Origin of the sequence: Paenibacillus thermotolerans, from assembly GCF_028745515.1 — a bacterium.
GTDB lineage: Bacteria > Bacillota > Bacilli > Paenibacillales > YIM-B00363 > Paenibacillus_AE > Paenibacillus_AE thermotolerans.
This window is the reverse complement of the sequence record NZ_JAQZSG010000015.1, coordinates 97,909-114,928: the sequence shown is the minus strand read 5'-3', so window position 1 is coordinate 114,928 and position 17,020 is coordinate 97,909. Positions and strand designations below refer to the sequence as shown.

Here is a 17,020-nt window from a genome sequence, read left to right as displayed (position 1 = left end):
TGGAACAATGATTGTTCGTTAAACATGCCGTCGTAGTTTTTTTTACGCCGGAATGATTAGGTTGGTTCTCGTCACTCCTTGCTACCCCCGCGGTGCTAACGGACACCACGTGCCAATTGGCCCACCGCCATCTCGCTAACGGACACCACAGACGCTATATTGCCGATTTGCCCACCGCCATCTCGCTAACGGACACCACAGACGCTAACCCTCGATTTTTGGTGCTGATCCCCGCTTTTTCGAGGCAATAACTGCAGTGGTGTCCGTTAAAACAGAAAACCTTATTTAAAACGCCGAATAACTGTCCCTATGTCCGTTAGACCGAGCCGCCGGCTTTCCGAATTTGATAGGTCCGATACCCCGAAACTCCGTTGTACTGATACCCCGTTGCACCGAAACTCCGTTGCGCCGAAACTCCGATACCCCGATCCTCCGTTGCGTCGATACCCCGCTGCGCCGAAACTCCGTTGCGCCGAAACCTGAGATAGCCGCTTCTAACCTCGAGCAACTCTCTGCTTCAACCTCCATTTCTTGCGCGGGTGCCGCATTTTTTTGCGGAGAGACGTTCATCGTTTGCGCGTTCGGGAAGCTCCCTCTGCTTTATGATGATTGCATAACGAATAAAGCAAGGAGTTTTGATATGAACAAAAAAATGGTGTCGCTGCTGTTGTTGATGTTGATGTCCGTAATGCTGCTATCGGCGTGCGGCTCGAAGCCTTCTTGGGAGGAGGAAGAGCTGGCGGTCGTCAGCGATCGTGTCATGTCCGACAACGTCGATGTGAAATGGACGCTTTCAGAGTCCGAGTCCGGGTCCGGCGAGGGAACCCGCATCCGGCTTGAAATCACGAATAAGGGGGAGCCGATCCGAGACTTCGATATCACGCACGAGAAGCTGCTGCATTTGATCGTCGTCAGTAAAGATTTATCGTACTTCAACCATATTCACCCGGAGTATAAAGGGGACGGCGTGTTCGAGATCGTGAACGACTTTCCGGCCGGAGGCGAATATCGGGTTATTGCCGATTTTAGGCCGTCGAACGGCGATTCGATGTCGAAGCTGGAGTGGGTGAAGGTAGAAAAAGGCGAAAGCGCACCGCCGCTTCCGGTCGTTCCGGACGAAAGCCTGGTGAAAGCCGTTGACGGGAATAAGGTATCGCTTGCGACCGGCGGGTTGACGGCGAAAGAAGATACCGTGTTGACTTTCTCCATTGCGGATGAGCAAACCGGGGAGCCCGTCACGGATTTGGAGCCGTATTTGGGGGCGGTCGGACACGTAGTCATCCTGTCGGAGGACGGGGAGCGCTATGTGCACGTGCATGCCGAAGAAGGGCAAGGGTCTGGTCCGGATGCGGTATTTGAAACGCAGTTTCCGCGCGCCGGGATCTATAAAGTTTGGGGCCAGTTCCAGAGGAACGGCGAAGTATTTACGGTTTCATACGTAGTCAATGTCCAATAGGGAGGAAACGAGAATATGAGAAACATCGAACTGAAAATTAATGGAATGACCTGTAATCATTGCGTACACACCATACTGAGCGCACTGCGGAACATCGGGGCGTCCGCCATCATCGATCTTGCGTCGGGCACGGCATCGGTCGAATACGACGAGAGCAAGATCGCCGAGGAACAAATTAAAGCGGCCATCGAAGAGCAAGGTTATGTCTGCGCTTGATGGAGCGGCGGTTGAAAAGCGCCAAGAGACGTTCCGGATTACCGGAATGACTTGCGCCGCTTGCGCGGCCCGCATTGAAAAAGGACTGAACAAAATGGAAGGCGTCCAAGCGTCGGTGAATTTGGCGATGGAAACCGCCCGCATCGATTACGCGCCTTCCTTGACGACGGCAGCGGATTTGATCAAGAAAGTGGAGCAGCTGGGGTACGGGGCGCAACCGATGCCGGACCCGGCAAAAGACAGAGAGCATAGACGCCGGGAGCTCCGCCGTCAACAGCTGCTCACGGTTTTGTCCGCGCTGCTTACGATTCCTTTGTTGTGGGCGATGGTCGGCCACTTTTCCTTCACGTCTTGGATTTGGGTCCCGGAGCGCTTCATGGACCCGTGGTTTCAGCTCTGGCTGGCAACTCCCGTTCAATTCTTGATCGGAGGACGGTTCTATCTCGGCGCGTTCAAAGCTTTGCGCAGCGGCAGCGCAAACATGGATGTGCTCGTGGCGCTGGGAACCTCGGCTGCCTACTTTTACAGCCTTTATATTGCGGTTGCGGAAAAACCGTCTGAGCTTTATTTCGAAACAAGCTCCGTGCTGATCACGCTCATCTTGCTCGGCAAGCTGTTTGAAACACTCGCCAAAGGCCGGTCTTCCGAAGCGATCAAGACGTTAATGGGGCTGCAGGCGAAGACGGCTGCCGTCATTCGCGACGGCATAGAGATAACCGTTCCGGTGGAAGACGTTGCGGTCGGCGATGTATTCCTCGTTAGACCCGGAGAAAAAGTGCCGGTGGACGGAGTCGTAGCGGAAGGCCGGTCGGCTGTTGACGAATCGATGCTGACCGGCGAAAGCATGCCGGTCGAGAAGTTCCCGGGCGAGCCGGTCGTCGGGGCTACGGTAAATAAGTACGGAAGCCTGAAGGTGCGGGCGACTAAGATCGGGAAAGACACGGCGCTGTCCCAAATTATTAAAGTCGTCGAGGAGGCTCAAGGCTCCAAAGCGCCGATTCAGCGAATCGCGGACGTCATTTCGGGCATATTCGTTCCGATTGTAGTCGGGATCGCCGTCATCACGTTCCTGATCTGGTTTTTCATTGCGGAGCGGGGCGAATTCGCCGGGGCGCTGGAGAAAGCGATCGCTGTTCTTGTCATCGCTTGTCCCTGCGCCTTAGGACTTGCGACGCCCACGTCGATCATGGCGGGCTCCGGCCGGGCGGCCGAGCTCGGCATCCTGTTCAAAGGCGGGGAGCATCTGGAAAATACCCATCGCATTACGACCGTCGTTCTCGACAAAACCGGCACGGTTACGAAGGGGAAGCCGGAGCTGACCGACGTGTTCGCGGAGCCGGGATTTGAGGAGGCGAGCCTGCTCCGCTGGATCGGCTCGGCCGAGCAAAGCTCCGAGCACCCTCTTGCCGAGGCGATCGTGAGCGGCATCCGCGGCAGGGGCGTATCGCTGCCGCAAGCGGAGTCGTTCCAAGCGATCCCGGGATTCGGGATTGCGGCGGCCGTAGAGGGCAGGAGCATCCTGGTCGGGACGAGAAGGCTGATGGCGCGGCACAATGTGAGCGTACCGGATACCGCGCTGGAGCGAATGAGTCGACTGGAGGCGCAGGGCAAAACCGCAATGCTTGCCGCCGTTGACGGAACGTATGCCGGCATGGCGGCGGCGGCGGATGCGATCAAGGAAACGTCCGCCGAGGCAATCGCCCGGATGAAGCGGCTCGGCCTCGAGGTCGTGATGATTACCGGCGATAACGCCCGTACGGCGAAGGCCGTCGCGGAGCAAGCCGGCATCGGCGAGGTGCTGGCCGAGGTGCTGCCGGACGGGAAAGCGAACGAGGTCAAGAAGCTGCAGGCGTCCGGCAAGAAAGTGGCCATGGTCGGCGACGGCATGAACGACGCCCCGGCGCTCGCGACGGCGGACATCGGAATGGCTGTCGGCACGGGAACGGACGTGGCGATTGAAGCGGCGGATGTCACCTTAATGCGTGGCGATTTGAACGCCATCCCGGACGCGTTCTTTATGAGCAAGCGGACGATGGCCAACATTAAGCAAAATTTATTTTGGGCGCTTGCCTACAATGTGATCGGCATACCGATTGCGGCATTCGGCTATCTCGAGCCTTGGCTGGCCGGCTCGGCGATGGCGCTGAGCTCGGTATCCGTCGTGCTGAACGCCCTTCGGCTGCAGGACGCGGGAAAAACGGAGAAGAACGGAGATATCGGAATGAACGGGAAAATGCAATTCGTACTCGTGCTGCTGCTGACCGGCATGTCTTTCTTTGCCGGGTACGGCTACGGCCTTACCAAGCAGAAGGAGGCGCCCGAGGCCGCCCAAGTATCGGCGGAGGAGCCGCAAATGTCTCACGGTCACGGCGGCGGAGGGGAAAGCGCTGTTTCGCTGAAAACCGAAGCGGAATGGTCCGCGGAGAACGCGATCGCGGGCGAAGACACGATAATCCGAATTCGCATCAAGGACGAAGAGGGGAAACCGGTCGACCGGTTCGACATCAATCACGAGAAGCTGCTTCACCTGATCGTAGTCAGCAGCGATTTGTCTTATTTCGACCATATCCATCCCGAATATAAGGGAGGCGGAGAGTTCGAGATCGTTACCTCTTTCCCCGCAGGCGGCAAGTACAAGCTGATTGCCGACTATGTGCCGACCGGAGGGGCAACGACGACCCGGACGGAGTGGATCTCGGTCGAAGGCGGCAAGACGGAGCCGATTCCGTTAAAGCCGGACCGGAAGCATTCGAAGGTCGCGGACGGCGTGCAGGTCACGCTGGTGAACGACCACCCGCAGGCAGGTGCGGAATTTGAGCTTAGCTTTACGCTGGCCGATGCGGAAACGAAAGAGCCCGTCGCGGATCTGGAGCCTTATTTGGGGGCTGTGGGCCATGTAGTCGTTCTGAGCGAAGATACGGAACAATATTTGCACGTTCATCCGATCGATGAGGACGCTAAAGGACCGGAAGCAAAATTTGTAACGGAATTTCCAAGCGCCGGAGTATACAAATTGTGGGCGCAATTTCAACGAAACGGGAAGTTGATTACGGTGCCGTTCGTCGTTGAGGTGGAGTAGATGGACAAAGAGAAACCGAGGCTCGCCGCCCGGCTGAACCGGATTGAAGGCCAAGTTCGCGGCATCAAAGGGATGGTCGACAGGGGAGCATACTGCGACGATATATTGAATCAAATCAACGCCGTACAATCGGCGCTGGACGGCGTCGCAAAGCTGCTGCTGGAGTCTCATCTAAGAAGCTGCGTGGCGGAACGGATCCGCTCCGGCGATCAAGAGGTCATTAACGAGCTGTTGACAAGCGTAAACAAGCTGATGAGATAGCAAGGAACGCATCGGCAAGCCGCAGGAAGCCTATTGGCAGCGGCTTGTTTTTTTTTGCCCGCGCCAAAAAGTCCGGAATAAAAACCCGACTTTGGTCCTGCTTCGTTTCGCCCGCAGACTGTATCGCCGCTTCCGCGGTGTACCCTATAATTTCCACAAGAAGCGGTTTGCCGCGAAATCGAACGTTATCGTTGGAGGAGAATTATTGTGAGAAGCGTAATTCGTTTTAGCATGAAAAATACGGTGGCGATCTTTTTGATCGTTGCCGTCCTGGTCGGAGCGGGCTTGTTCGCCGTCACGCAGATGAAGATGGAAAAATACCCGGATGTCGACATCCCTTACCTGCACGTCAGCATTGTGTATCCGGGAGCTTCGCCGGAGCAGTCGATGCGGGATATCGGGGAGAAGCTGGAGAAGGAATTCGCGAATATTGACGGAGTCGTCGGGGTATACGCCTGGGGGAATCCGAACAGCTTTTACAGCATACTGAAAACCGACATGGCGGCGGACATCGACTCTGTGGAGGAGGAGGTACGCAGTGTGGTAGCCAAAGCCGATCTTCCCGAAGAGGCAAGGGAGCCGCAGTTTTTTACCGAAAAGCTGGAACCGGAAATTTACATGATTGCGTTCAGCGGAGCCGATCAGGCGGCGGTGCAGCGGTTTGTGGAGGAGCAGGTCGAGCCCGCGATTCGTTCCGTTCAAGGCGTCGATCAGGTCAACATCAGAGGCGCAGTCAACAAGAACGTGTACATTAGCGTCCGTCCGGACGATCTGAAAGAAAAGGGGCTGACGCTCGACCAGGTCCGCCAGCTCATTACCGCGAACAATGTATCGATACCGGTCGGCGACTTGCGGACCGATGCGCAAATATTGCCGATCCGCATCGACGAGACGCTGCAGTCGGTGGAAGATATCAAGAATATCCGGCTTACGGCCGTACCGACGCCCGAATCGCTGCAAGCTTCGGGAGGCAAGCTGCAAAGCTTTCCTCTCAGCGATATTGCCGATGTGACATATGACACGGCGGATACCGCGATTTCCCGGATGAACGGACTGCCCGCCGTAACGGTTACCGTCACCGCCAAGGGCGGCGAGGACGCGGTTCGCGCCGTGAAGAACATACAGAAAAGCATCGACAAGCTTGCGGTGCCGGCCGGCATCGATTATGAGGTGCTGCTCGATCAATCGAAGGACATCGAGCATTCGGTGAACAGCATGCTTAGGGAAGTCGTGCTAGGGGCGATTATGGCCGTCATCGTCACGTTGCTTTTCCTCCGCAATTTGCGGTCGACCGTCATCGCCATCGTTTCCATTCCGCTGTCCATGTTCGCTTCGTTTATCGTGCTTAATTATTTCGGTTATACGCTGAACATGATGACGCTGGCGGGGATCGCCGTCGCGATCGGACGCGTGGTGGACGACTCGATCGTCGTCATCGAGAACGTATTCCGCCGGGTCAGCGGCGTTCAGCATCGCAGCGACGAGCTCGTCGAGCAATCGACCCGGGAGGTCGCCTCCGCCATCACATCGTCGACGCTGACAACGGTTGCTGTATTTTTGCCGCTGGCGTTCGTCCCCGGCATCGTGGGCAAATTTTTCGTGCCGCTCGCATGGACGGTCGTCGTCTCGCTTCTGTTCTCGCTTCTCGTTGCCGTAACCGTCGTGCCGCTTATGTCGAAGCTGTTCCTGCTCAAGGTGAAGCACGTCGAGCCGAAAGAAAACGGCGTTCAGCGGACGTATCGCCGGACGCTGAACTGGGTGCTGAAGCACCGGCTCATCACGCTCAGCCTTGCCGTTCTTCTGCTGCTCGGCAGCGCCGCGATTCCGGCGCTCGGCTTGATCGGCTTCAACTTTTTGCCGGCTGAGAAGGCGACCACCTTTAACGTGAATATCGACATGCCGGTCGGCTCGAACGCGGCGGCGACCGAGCGGGTCGCAAAGCAGGTGGAGGACGCGGTGAAAACTCATGCGAATGCGCTGCGGATCAATACCTACGCCTCGAATGAGAGCGCTCGCGTCTCCTTCAAGGTGGATCCGGATGCGGATACCGACAAGATGGCTGCCCGGCTGCGCGGCGAGTTTGAGAACATAGAAGGCGCGCAAAGCATTGTGCTTGCCGGGGTCGGCATGTTCGGAAGCTCGTATCTGAACATTATCGTGAACGGGCCGAACCGCGAAGCGATTCTCGAAGGCTCCGAGCAAATCGCTCAGGCGTTGAAGGGAGTGGACGGTCTCGAAGACGTCCGCAGCTCGGCGGAAGGCGAGAAGCCGGAGGTGGCGATCGATTTCAACCATGAAGCGCTGGCGGATCACGGATTGACGCCTGCCGAGGTCGCTTTGAGCTTGCGGACGATGGTTGAAGGAAGCGCAATTACCCGCGCCGATATCGACGGCAAGCCTTCCGACGTCATTCTTAAGCTGCATTCCGATCATACCTCGGATATGGAGCGGCTCAAGGAGCAAGAGCTGACCAACCGTCTGGGGCTTCCGGTAAAGCTGATTGAAATCGGCGACGTCAATTTGTCGCTGGGACCGACGGTCGTTTCGCACCTGGACCAGAAGGAATATATGGAAGTGTACGGCACCATCACCGACGAGAACTCCTCGAAGGTGACAAGCGACGCATTCGCCGCCATCCATGCATTGGACCTGCCCGACGGGGTAACGTGGACGTCCGAAGGCGCAGCCAAAGAGATGAACGAAGGCTTTGTTAATATGGGGATCGCTCTTGCGGTCAGCATTATCTTAGTTTACTTCGTCATGCTGCTGGCCTTCGGCGAAGCGCTAATGCCGTTCGTCATTCTGGCGGCGATCCCGTTCTCCATTATCGGAGCCGTTCTCGGCCTCTACATTCTCGGAGAACCGATCGGCATGCCGGCCATGATCGGACTGCTGATGCTGAACGGCATCGTCGTTACGAACGCCATCGTCCTGCTCGACCGCGTGAAGCAGAACGAACGCAGCGGCATGCCGAACCGTCAGGCGTTAATCGAAGCCGGCGTCACCCGCGTGCGGCCGATTCTGATGACGGCTCTCGCCACCGTCGGGGCGCTGCTGCCGCTCGCGCTCTCCACCGAGGCAGGACTGGTTTCCCGGGCGCTGGCCATCGTCGTCATCGGCGGACTTGCAAGCTCGACGCTGCTGACGCTGCTCATCGTCCCTACGATTTACAGCTTGACCAAGCGCGAAAGACAAGCGGCTCCGAGCCAAGTGCCGCAAGCCGTATAATAAATAAGTCCATCTGCTTTAAGCGGCGGATGGACTTTTTATATGCCGGAATGTTAAGTTTTTTGCAGTACGGATACGTCCCCACTACCCCCTGCGACGCTAACGGACAGCACAGACGCTATATGGCCTATTGACCCGCCGCCATTTTTCTAACGGACAGCACAGACGCTAAACCCCGATTTTCGGCGCTCATCCCTGCTTAATCTAGGCAATAACTGCAATGGTGTCCGTTAAAGCTGCAAACTCCATTCAAATCGCCGAATAACTGCATCCCTGTCCGTTACGTAAGAATGAACCGAATCATAGGTCCGATCCCTGAGATTGCCTCTCCAAATTACCCGGAGATATATCCCGCACCCTGATATCTCGTAATAACGTAATGCCCGAATTCAATGGATGCCGTCATGGACTGTTGAGAAAGCTTTTGTCCCGTCGGGAATTTTCGAATGTTATAAACTGCCGCTCCTTCGATTCCGTTTACGGGCAATCTCCCATACATAGACTGTCAGCGTAACTCCCATCATGATAACGAATATTGCCGCACAATGACTCACAAGCCGTTTCAGCTCTTCGTTGCCGCTGCCGGCCGCCTCGAGCCACAACGCTGCGCAAAAGCTAAGCAAAAGCCCGATTTTGCTTGCCGTTCCGAACAGATCGATAATTGTACCCCACTTCATATCGAATGCTCCTTCTTCTCGCGAAATTTCATCTGAATTCATAGTACCGCCGGGAGAAGGCTTGCAATGCGCAAATCATGCGCCCGCCCGCGCAAAAGATTGCGTTCCCCGCGCAAATACCGCACTCCTGCGGCTGCGGGGCCAAAACGGCTCCGCAGTGAATCAGCTTTTGCGTGAGCGCCGCAATCTTTTGCGCGGCAGCAACGATTGTTTGCGCGGCTCCGTTCATTGTTTGCGCGTTGGGGCGCCCCTCCGTACCTTACGATGATTTCAGTAGAACTGATGCGTACAGGGGGATTTCATTGTGAATGCGTTCAAACATTTTTTGCCTTATGTCAATCAAGAAAAGAAGCTCTATATACTAGGGTTCGTAGGCAGCTTGTTCCGGTTTCTGATTCCGCTCTCGGTTCCGCTCGTCATCAAATATTTGTTCGACAATCTGCTGCAGAATGAAGCGCTGCTTCGCGAGGAAAAGCTTGCGCAGCTGCTGCTCATTGCCGGCAGCATGCTTGCCGTCTTCTTCCTGGTCCGAGCGCCGATGGAATACGTCAGGCAATATTTCATGCATAAGGCTAACAACAATATAATCCGGGCGCTGCGCAGGGATACGTTCGGCAAGGTGCATACATTGGATGCCAAATATTTTGCGGACAACAAGAGCGGGGAAATCGGAACGCGATTTTTCGACGATATCGAGAAAATCCGCGGGTTTATGACGGCGGCCTTCGCTAACATTTGGATCGAGCTGATCGTGCTGCTGTTCGTAGTCGGCGTTATGCTCACCTTAAACGCGAAGCTGACGCTGCTCGCCGTGCTGCTGGTAGGCGTGCAGTTTACGCTGGCGCATCTGCTTTCAAAGAAATTGAAGAAGACGACGAAGGAAATGATGCAGTACCGGTCCGTTCTAAGCGGCTTCGTTTTTGAGAAAATTCAGGGTGCGTTCCTGTCGAAACTGTTTTCGTCCGAGAAGCGGGACCAAGAGGAGCTGGACGGACACTTGAACCGATATGAGCGGCTGACGGATCGGCAGGCGGGAATCAATGCGCTGACTTTGTCCGCGGTGAACGTGCTCAGCGACGTTACGCCGTTTCTCGTCGTGCTGGCCGGAGGCATGTTCGTCATTGACGGCAGCCTGTCGCTCGGCAGTTTAATGGCGTTCTTTGCTTACGTAGACCGGATGAGAGCGCCGGTAGCCGCCTTGGTGCAAGCTTATCCCGCCATTACGGAGGGAAGCGTGGCGCTGCAAAGAGTGTTCGAGTTTTTGAATACGCCGGCTGCCGTGAAAGAGATCGAGAAGCCTGTAGAGCTGAAAAGTTTTTCGGATTCCGTCCGGTTCGACCGCGTGTCGTTCTCTTACGGCGGACGCAGCGAAGTGATTAAAAATATGTCTTTCGCCATTGAAAAAGGGAAGACGTACGCATTCGTCGGAGGAAGCGGCGGGGGCAAGAGCACGGTCCTGCAGCTGTTGACCCGCATGTATGACGTGAACCGCGGGGAGGTTGTCATCGACGGAGTCAATATAAAAAATTACTCGATTTCCAGCCTTAGAGAGCACATGGGAATCGTGACGCAGGATAATTTCCTGTACAGCTCCTCGATCAAGGACAATATCCGATTGGCGAAGCTCGATGCGACGGACGACGAGGTGATGGCCGCCGCGAGAAAGGCGTTCGCTCACGATTTTATTGCCGCCCTTCCGGACGGTTATGACACGGAGGTCGGCGAACGGGGGATCAAGCTGTCGGGCGGCCAGAAGCAGCGGATCGCGCTTGCCCGCGTATTTCTGAAGGATCCGGCGATCATCCTGCTCGACGAAGCGACCAGCGCGCTGGACAATGAGAGCGAAAAGCTGGTTCAGCAGTCGATCGAACGGTTCGGACGCGAAAAGACGGTCGTCATGATCGCCCACCGGCTGTCGACCGTGCTGCATGCGGACACGATTTTCGTACTGAAGGACGGGAAAATTATCGAAAGCGGCAGCCATAAGAAGCTGTTGGAGCTGAACGGGTATTACAAAGAGCTGTATGCGAAGCAGCATTCGGAGAAGTCCGTTCCGGAGGCTGCGATGACACCGGCATCGGCGGCGGTATCGGCTCCGGCGCTGCAGTTAAAGGCGGCCGCTCGAGCGTAAGAAGTTTGTCAGTCCTATTGACGAATATGTCAGCGTTCGCTGACAAAATTGTCAACCTCGTTGACTGCTGTACCTTTCTGTCAGTCATATTGACAACTATGTCAGTGCTCGCTGATTAAAAAGTCAATATCGCTGACAAAATTTGATCAATCGGTTGAAACCATTTTATTGGAAATGCCGTCTTACTCTTTAGGTGATATCTATGGAAAAGAGCGGCATTTTTCAATGGTTGTTGAGTGTACTGATCGTTATGATCACCGGCTGTTCGACCGGAGTCCAAGGCGGAAATTTCGCCGAACAACCCCCTGCGGCATCAAGCGGGGCTAAGCAGGAAGCAATGCTCGAAGTCGGAGCGGATGTGAAGGAAGTTGGCGTCAAGACGCCGAAGCCTAAAGAAACGGTGAAGCTCGGACCCGATCAAGTGAAAGAGTTGATCCGAAAAAAGGCGGAACAATCCAAGATCACTTCGGGACTGTTCCGCACATCGTTAGACGCGGCGAAGGAGCAGGACGGGCTCGCACTTCGTTTTTCCCTCGAAAATATTACGAATAGCGACATGGAGATCGTGTTCGGATCGGGCCAAATGTTTGACATCGTCGTTTATAACGAGAAAGAGGAAGCCGTCTACCTTTGGTCGCACGATAAAGCGTTCATCACCGCCATCGTCGAGAAAGAAATACAATCGGGGGAGAAGCTCGAGTTTACGGAACGATGGGACTTGCGGGACAACGAGGGCAATCTCGTTCCAAGCGGTCGGTATGTTGTCAGAGTAACCTTTTTGGCAGGCGTACAATCCGTAAACCCGGACCCGGCGGAGCTGGCGGCCGAGGTAAGCGTGGACATGTAGGAGGGAACGATGAGCAGATCGTATAAAGCCCGGAGGAGTGAAGCTATTGATCTCCTATAAGTCGAAAAAGGATTGGTGGGTGACTATTCTCGTTTGGGGGACCGTCCTTTTTTCCGTAGGGGCCGGTTGTTATGCGGCGCTCTTCGAAGCGTCCGGCCTCGGCGAGCTTATCGTCGTATTGCCCCTTACTGTCGGAGTCGCGTTTTTTTTCCTTTGGATGTTTTTGACTACTTCCTATGTTTTGGACGACAACAGCTTGACTGTCAAGTACGGTCCGTTCCGTAAGGTGATTCTGCTCAGCGCCGTAAAGTCGGCGAAGAAGACAAGAAATCCGCTGTCGAGCCCGGCCTTTTCTTTAAAAAGAATTGAAATCGTGTATAACCGATATGACTTTGTACTCATTTCCCCCGAGGACCGGGACGCATTCTTGAAAGCTCTCGCCGAGCGCTGCCCGAACGCCAAAGTAGAAATGTAACCTGAGATTGCCGGAGGAGAGCGTAAATGAAAATCAAAAAAAGTGTGAGGACGCTGCTGCTTTGCGGGGCATGTGTCTTATTGGCGGGAACCGCCGCGGCTAACGGTTCTATAAGCGTGTTCGTCGACGGCAAACGATTGAACAATGCTCGGATCGACAACGGAACAACAGTGGCGCCTGTCCGGACGTTGGCGGAAGCGATGGGCGGACGAGTGACTTGGGATCAAGAGACGCATTCTGTACACATAGAAACGCAGACAGGGGTCACCGAAGATACTGTTGCCGAGTGGATTCGGGAGCGAGGTAAGGAGAGCGCGTATTATTTTGACGGATTATTTGCGGAGGAAGCGAACGTAGACGCCGACCCCGAGCTAGAAGTGCTGGCGCGGATCGACGGCGGGGTCCACTTGGGGAACTTCTTTCTGTTCGACAAGCGGCCGGACGGGACGTATAAGCTGATTTTCGAGCGGCCGTGGCATGTCGAGTCTTGGATCGCCGAAAATTTGTCTCCTGAGGGGGCGCACTCGTTATATAAAATTGTCACGCGTACGGGCGGGACAGGCATGGACGTCCGGGAAGCCCGTCTTATGTATATGAACGACGGAGTTTGGACGGAGGCTTGGACCGGAAAGCTCAAGGACCGCACCGTGTTTCAGGATAATTACCATTTGGTCATCGGCAGCTATCAATTGAACGACGATAACTCGCAATTATATTATTGGCAGACCGTGACGGACGCTTCTGCGGAAACCGGCAAACCAACCGGCGAGCCCAAAACGACGCTAAAGGTGTTCGAATGGGCGGAAGGACGTTTTGTCGAGATGAAGGTTTGATGCCGCGGTTTTCGTTCGGGGTCAATAGTGAGGTGAAACTTCACTATTTGGCGGGAATTGGGCACGGCGAGGTGAAATAGTGAGGTCAAACCTCCTTATTTTGGCGAGTCCATGCTCATTTGGCGGTGTTCGGGGTCAATAGCGAGGTAAAACTTCACTATTTGGCGGGAATTGGGCACGGCGAGGTGAAATAGTGAGGTCAAACCTCCTTATTTTGGCGAGTCCATGCTCATTTGGCGGTGTTCGGGGTCAATAGCGAGGTAAAACTTCACTATTTGGCGGGAATTGGGCACGGCGAGGTGAAATAGTGAGGTCAAACCTCCTTATTTTGGCGAGTCCATGCTCATTTGGCGGTGTTCGGGGTCAATAGCGAGGTAACACTTCACTATTTGGCGGGAATTGGGCACGGCGAGGTGAAATAGTGAGGTCAACCTCCTTATTTTGGCGAGTCCATGCTTTTTGGCGGTGTACTGGGTAAAGAGAATTACTTGTCTACAATCTGAAACGGGCTGCCGATTCGTCGGCGGCCCGTTTTTACGCATCCGTTACTTTGTTGTGGAATAAGGGGACACCGAATATGGCATTACCTGCTGATGCGGCATGTTCGGGTAAACCGTTCGCCCGTAGAACGGATATCCGAAGCCAAACGGCGCGAAAAACCGGTTCCCTTGTGCGGCATATCCGGCTTCGCCTTGAGAAGCCTCAACAGGTTGGTTCATAGGTCTTGCCTCCATTGCGTTATTTATTAGTCATTTGACGCTGTATCATATGGGCATTCGGCAAGTCAGGTCAAAGTAAAATTTGGCTCCCCTGCTAACCAAGTGCCGTTCCGCCGACGTCAACGAAAAAGCTGCAGCGCCCTTCGATAGGAAGCGGGCTGCAGCTTTCGAATCAACATCACTTTCGCACCGTCTCTCTCAGCGTCCGCAGTACCGACGCCATATCGTCCGGCAGCGGCGCGCGGACCTCCATCCGCTCGCGCGTCCACGGATGGAGCCATACCAGCTTCTCGCCGTGCAGCGCCTGCCGCTTGATATACTCGCGGTGCCCGCCGTACATGCCGTCGCCCGCAAGCGGGTGGCCGATGTGCGCCATGTGCACGCGGATTTGGTGCGTACGTCCGGTTTCCAGACGCAGCCGTACATACGTGTGATCGGCGAACCGCTCGATCGCCTCGTACCGCGTCACCGCCTTCTCGCCGGTCTCGCTCACGCGCCGGCGCGTCGAATGGTGACGGTCTTGTCCGATGGGCGCGTCGATGACGCCCTTCTTATCCTTGATCACGCCTTCCGCGATGGCGGAGTAAATGCGCTCGATGTCCTTACGGCGCATCGCTTCGTCGAAGACGTAATGCGCCAGCTCGTTCTTCGCGTACAATACCGGGCCGGTCGTCTCCTTATCGAGCCGGTGAATGTGCCGGATGCGGCACGCCTGACCGGTCGTCTCGTAGTACGCCGCCACCGCGTGCGCCAGCGTGCCTTTCTGCCCCTTGCTGCTCGGGTGCACCTCCACGCCGACCGGCTTGTTTACGACGAGCGTGAAGTCGTCCTCGTACAGCACGTTCAGCTCGGCCCACTCCGCCTCGAATTCGGGCCGCTCTCTCGGGAACAGCCGCAGGCGCACCTGCTTCCCTTGCCGCACGACGCCGTTCGTCCCGATCAGCCTGCCGGCAATTTTCTGAGGGACCGGCAGCTGCCGCATCAGCCCCGAGAGCGGTATGCCCGCCAAATGGTCCGGCAGCCGGAGCTCCAGCCATTCCCCTTTGCGCTTCGCCATCTTCAAATTGATTCCGCCTGTTTGCTGCTGCGCCAATTCCATCCACCGTCTTTCGTTATGTATCGTAAGGCGAACTAGTATCCTTAGGATTCTTCCGTTTATGTCCTCCATGTTACAATAAAAATGACGCAAAATCGAACATGGCGAAGCAACGGCCGGGGGATGAAGAGATGTACCGGATATGGATTATAGAAGACGACGATAAAATTGCGGAAATCGTAAGGCGGCACCTGGTCAAGTACGGGTATGAGGCTGTAAGGATGGACGATTATGCAGGAGTGAAAGCGCGGCTGGCCGATGCGTCGGACAGGCCGCACTTGATTTTGCTCGATATTAACCTGCCGATGTACGACGGGTTTTATATTTGCCGGCAAATTCGGAGCGCGACGAATGCGCCGGTTATTTTCATATCCGCTCGGGTAGGCGAAATGGACCAGGTGATGGCGATCGAGAACGGGGGAGACGATTACATCACGAAGCCGTTTCATCTTGACGTGCTGGTAGCAAAAATACGCGGACTGCTTCGCAGGACGTACGGGGAATATGCGTCCCCGGCCGAGCCGAACGCGGACAACCGTTCCGTGGAGGAACAAGCGTTAACGAAGGTGAACGGACTTCTCATCGACTCGCTGCGGAACGAACTGCATTACAACGGACGCAAGGCGGAGCTGACGATGAAGGAAATGCGGCTGATCGACGCGTTGGGGAGAAGAGCCGGCGCCATCGTAACACGGGAGCAGCTGCTTGAGGCGTTGTGGGACGAAATGGATTTCGTCGACGATAATACGCTGACGGTGAACGTAACGAGGGTAAGAAAGAAGCTGGAGGAGCTGGGCCTTGCCGGCTGCATCGAAACGGTGCGCGGACAAGGGTACCGTCTCGTGCTGTAAGGGGGTGCGGAGTTGAAGCTTCGGCATTTTTTGGCGGATCGGCTTTGGTATGCGGTCGTTTTTTTATTGAATACATTGCTCGTCTTAACCGTGATCATCCTCGACCTTAACGGGCAGGAGGCGTCGCTTCAAACCGGAAATGTTGCATACATAGGAGTTCTTTCGGCGATCGGGTTGCTGCTGTTCTTGTTCATCGATTACTTGCGGCAGAGAGGATTTTACCTTGAGCTTCGGCAGGCTGACAAGCTCGGGGAGGGACAGGCGGACAAGGCGCTGTTGCTGCAATCGGCCGTTACTAACGAGCAGTTGCTGCTGCAGCAGACGATCGAACGGCAGTACCGCGCATATGCCGATCGGCTGGCGGAGCTTCAAGCGGCGCAGGAGCGGCAAATCCATTTCATGCAGCAGTGGGCGCATCAGATGAAAACGCCGGTTTCGGTCATTCATCTGATAACCCAGCAAACCGCGGGGCCGCTCGGTAAAGAAGACGTCGACAGCATTCGCGAAGAGTGCGATCGGATTCACCAAGGCGTCAGCACGCTGCTCCATGCCGCTCGGCTGGACCGGTTCGACCGCGATGTCCACATTAGACGGATCCCGCTGCTGCCGCTGCTTCGGGGCGCCGTGAACGAGTACAAATCGGCGTGGATCCGGTACGGTCTGTTTCCGAAAATTCATGCGGAGGCTGCGGAAGCCGAAGTCGAGTCGGACGAGAAATGGCTGTCGTTCGTCGTAAGCCAGCTTCTGATGAATGCGGTCAAATACAGTGCGGCGGTCAAAAAGGACGCGGAAAACGGGGCGGAAGTGGTGCTGACGGTACGAAGGCAATCGGAGGGTGTCATACTGGAAATCCGCGATCGCGGCATCGGCATTCCGAAGGAAGATTTGCCGCGCGTGTTCGAACCGTTTTTTACCGGGCGCAACGGCAGGCTCGTACCGGAATCGACGGGCATGGGACTTTATTTGGCGAAGCAGGCGTGCGGCCGGCTCGGGCACCGGTTAACGGTCGACTCGGCGGAAGGGGAAGGGACAAGCGTCACGATCGCCTTCGGGACGCCGCAGGTCACTTTCCGGGAGGCGCTGGGCAGATAGGTCCGCTGCGTTGTCAGGTGACAATATTGTAAGCTTCGAGCGTCCGTTTTGAAAGGTAA

At 55.7% G+C, this 17,020-nt stretch carries 12 protein-coding genes and 1 pseudogene; 10 read left to right on the top strand and 3 right to left on the bottom strand.

Annotated elements, in window-relative coordinates:
- Positions 1 to 640 precede the first annotated feature (640 nt).
- From PT964_RS14305 to PT964_RS14285, 4 genes and pseudogenes are all read left to right on the top strand, one after another.
- Entirely contained in the window at positions 641 to 1,456 is an 816-nt protein-coding gene (locus PT964_RS14305; protein WP_274364036.1) for a hypothetical protein, read from the top strand.
- Between the two features lie 15 nt (positions 1,457 to 1,471).
- Positions 1,472 to 3,857: pseudogene (locus tag PT964_RS14295) on the top strand (heavy metal translocating P-type ATPase); the annotation flags it as partial.
- Between the two features lie 894 nt (positions 3,858 to 4,751).
- Positions 4,752 to 5,012, top strand: coding sequence for a metal-sensitive transcriptional regulator (locus PT964_RS14290; protein WP_425262728.1), 261 nt, complete (start codon positions 4,752 to 4,754; stop codon positions 5,010 to 5,012).
- Between the two features lie 207 nt (positions 5,013 to 5,219).
- Positions 5,220 to 8,240 carry an efflux RND transporter permease subunit gene (locus PT964_RS14285; protein ID WP_274364033.1) on the top strand — a complete coding sequence of 1,007 codons (3,021 nt, stop codon included), beginning with the start codon at positions 5,220 to 5,222 and terminating at the stop codon, positions 8,238 to 8,240.
- Positions 8,241 to 8,689: 449 nt separating this feature from the next.
- Here the strand turns inward: PT964_RS14285 and PT964_RS14280 are convergent, their stop codons facing one another.
- On the bottom strand, positions 8,690 to 8,917 hold the full coding sequence (locus tag PT964_RS14280; RefSeq protein WP_274364032.1) for a hypothetical protein: 228 nt from the start codon (positions 8,915 to 8,917) through the stop codon (positions 8,690 to 8,692).
- Between the two features lie 304 nt (positions 8,918 to 9,221).
- Between PT964_RS14280 and PT964_RS14275 the strand changes: the two genes are divergently transcribed.
- From PT964_RS14275 to PT964_RS14260, 4 genes are all read left to right on the top strand, one after another.
- On the top strand, positions 9,222 to 11,048 hold the full coding sequence (locus PT964_RS14275) for an ABC transporter ATP-binding protein (RefSeq protein ID WP_274364031.1): 1,827 nt from the start codon (positions 9,222 to 9,224) through the stop codon (positions 11,046 to 11,048).
- Positions 11,049 to 11,250: 202 nt separating this feature from the next.
- Positions 11,251 to 11,895, top strand: coding sequence for a BsuPI-related putative proteinase inhibitor (locus PT964_RS14270; protein WP_274364030.1), 645 nt, complete (start codon positions 11,251 to 11,253; stop codon positions 11,893 to 11,895).
- Positions 11,896 to 11,932: 37 nt separating this feature from the next.
- Positions 11,933 to 12,370 carry a PH domain-containing protein gene (locus PT964_RS14265; protein WP_274364029.1) on the top strand — a complete coding sequence of 146 codons (438 nt, stop codon included), beginning with the start codon at positions 11,933 to 11,935 and terminating at the stop codon, positions 12,368 to 12,370.
- 26 nt (positions 12,371 to 12,396) lie between these two features.
- The gene (locus PT964_RS14260) at positions 12,397 to 13,203 is read left to right on the top strand and encodes a stalk domain-containing protein (protein ID WP_274364028.1); all 807 of its coding nucleotides are present in this window, start codon (positions 12,397 to 12,399) and stop codon (positions 13,201 to 13,203) included.
- Between the two features lie 545 nt (positions 13,204 to 13,748).
- Here the strand turns inward: PT964_RS14260 and PT964_RS14255 are convergent.
- Positions 13,749 to 13,922 (bottom strand): hypothetical protein, encoded by a 174-nt coding sequence (locus tag PT964_RS14255; protein WP_274364027.1) that lies wholly within the window; start codon positions 13,920 to 13,922, stop codon positions 13,749 to 13,751.
- Positions 13,923 to 14,100: 178 nt separating this feature from the next.
- The gene (locus PT964_RS14250; protein ID WP_274364026.1) at positions 14,101 to 15,015 is read right to left on the bottom strand and encodes an RluA family pseudouridine synthase; all 915 of its coding nucleotides are present in this window, start codon (positions 15,013 to 15,015) and stop codon (positions 14,101 to 14,103) included.
- Positions 15,016 to 15,149: 134 nt separating this feature from the next.
- Here PT964_RS14250 and PT964_RS14245 point away from each other — a divergent pair, with 134 nt between their 5' ends.
- On the top strand, positions 15,150 to 15,869 hold the full coding sequence (locus PT964_RS14245) for a response regulator transcription factor (protein WP_274364042.1): 720 nt from the start codon (positions 15,150 to 15,152) through the stop codon (positions 15,867 to 15,869).
- A gap of 12 nt (positions 15,870 to 15,881) precedes the next feature.
- Positions 15,882 to 16,961 carry a sensor histidine kinase gene (locus PT964_RS14240; protein WP_274364025.1) on the top strand — a complete coding sequence of 360 codons (1,080 nt, stop codon included), beginning with the start codon at positions 15,882 to 15,884 and terminating at the stop codon, positions 16,959 to 16,961.
- The last annotated feature ends 59 nt before the right edge of the window (positions 16,962 to 17,020 follow it).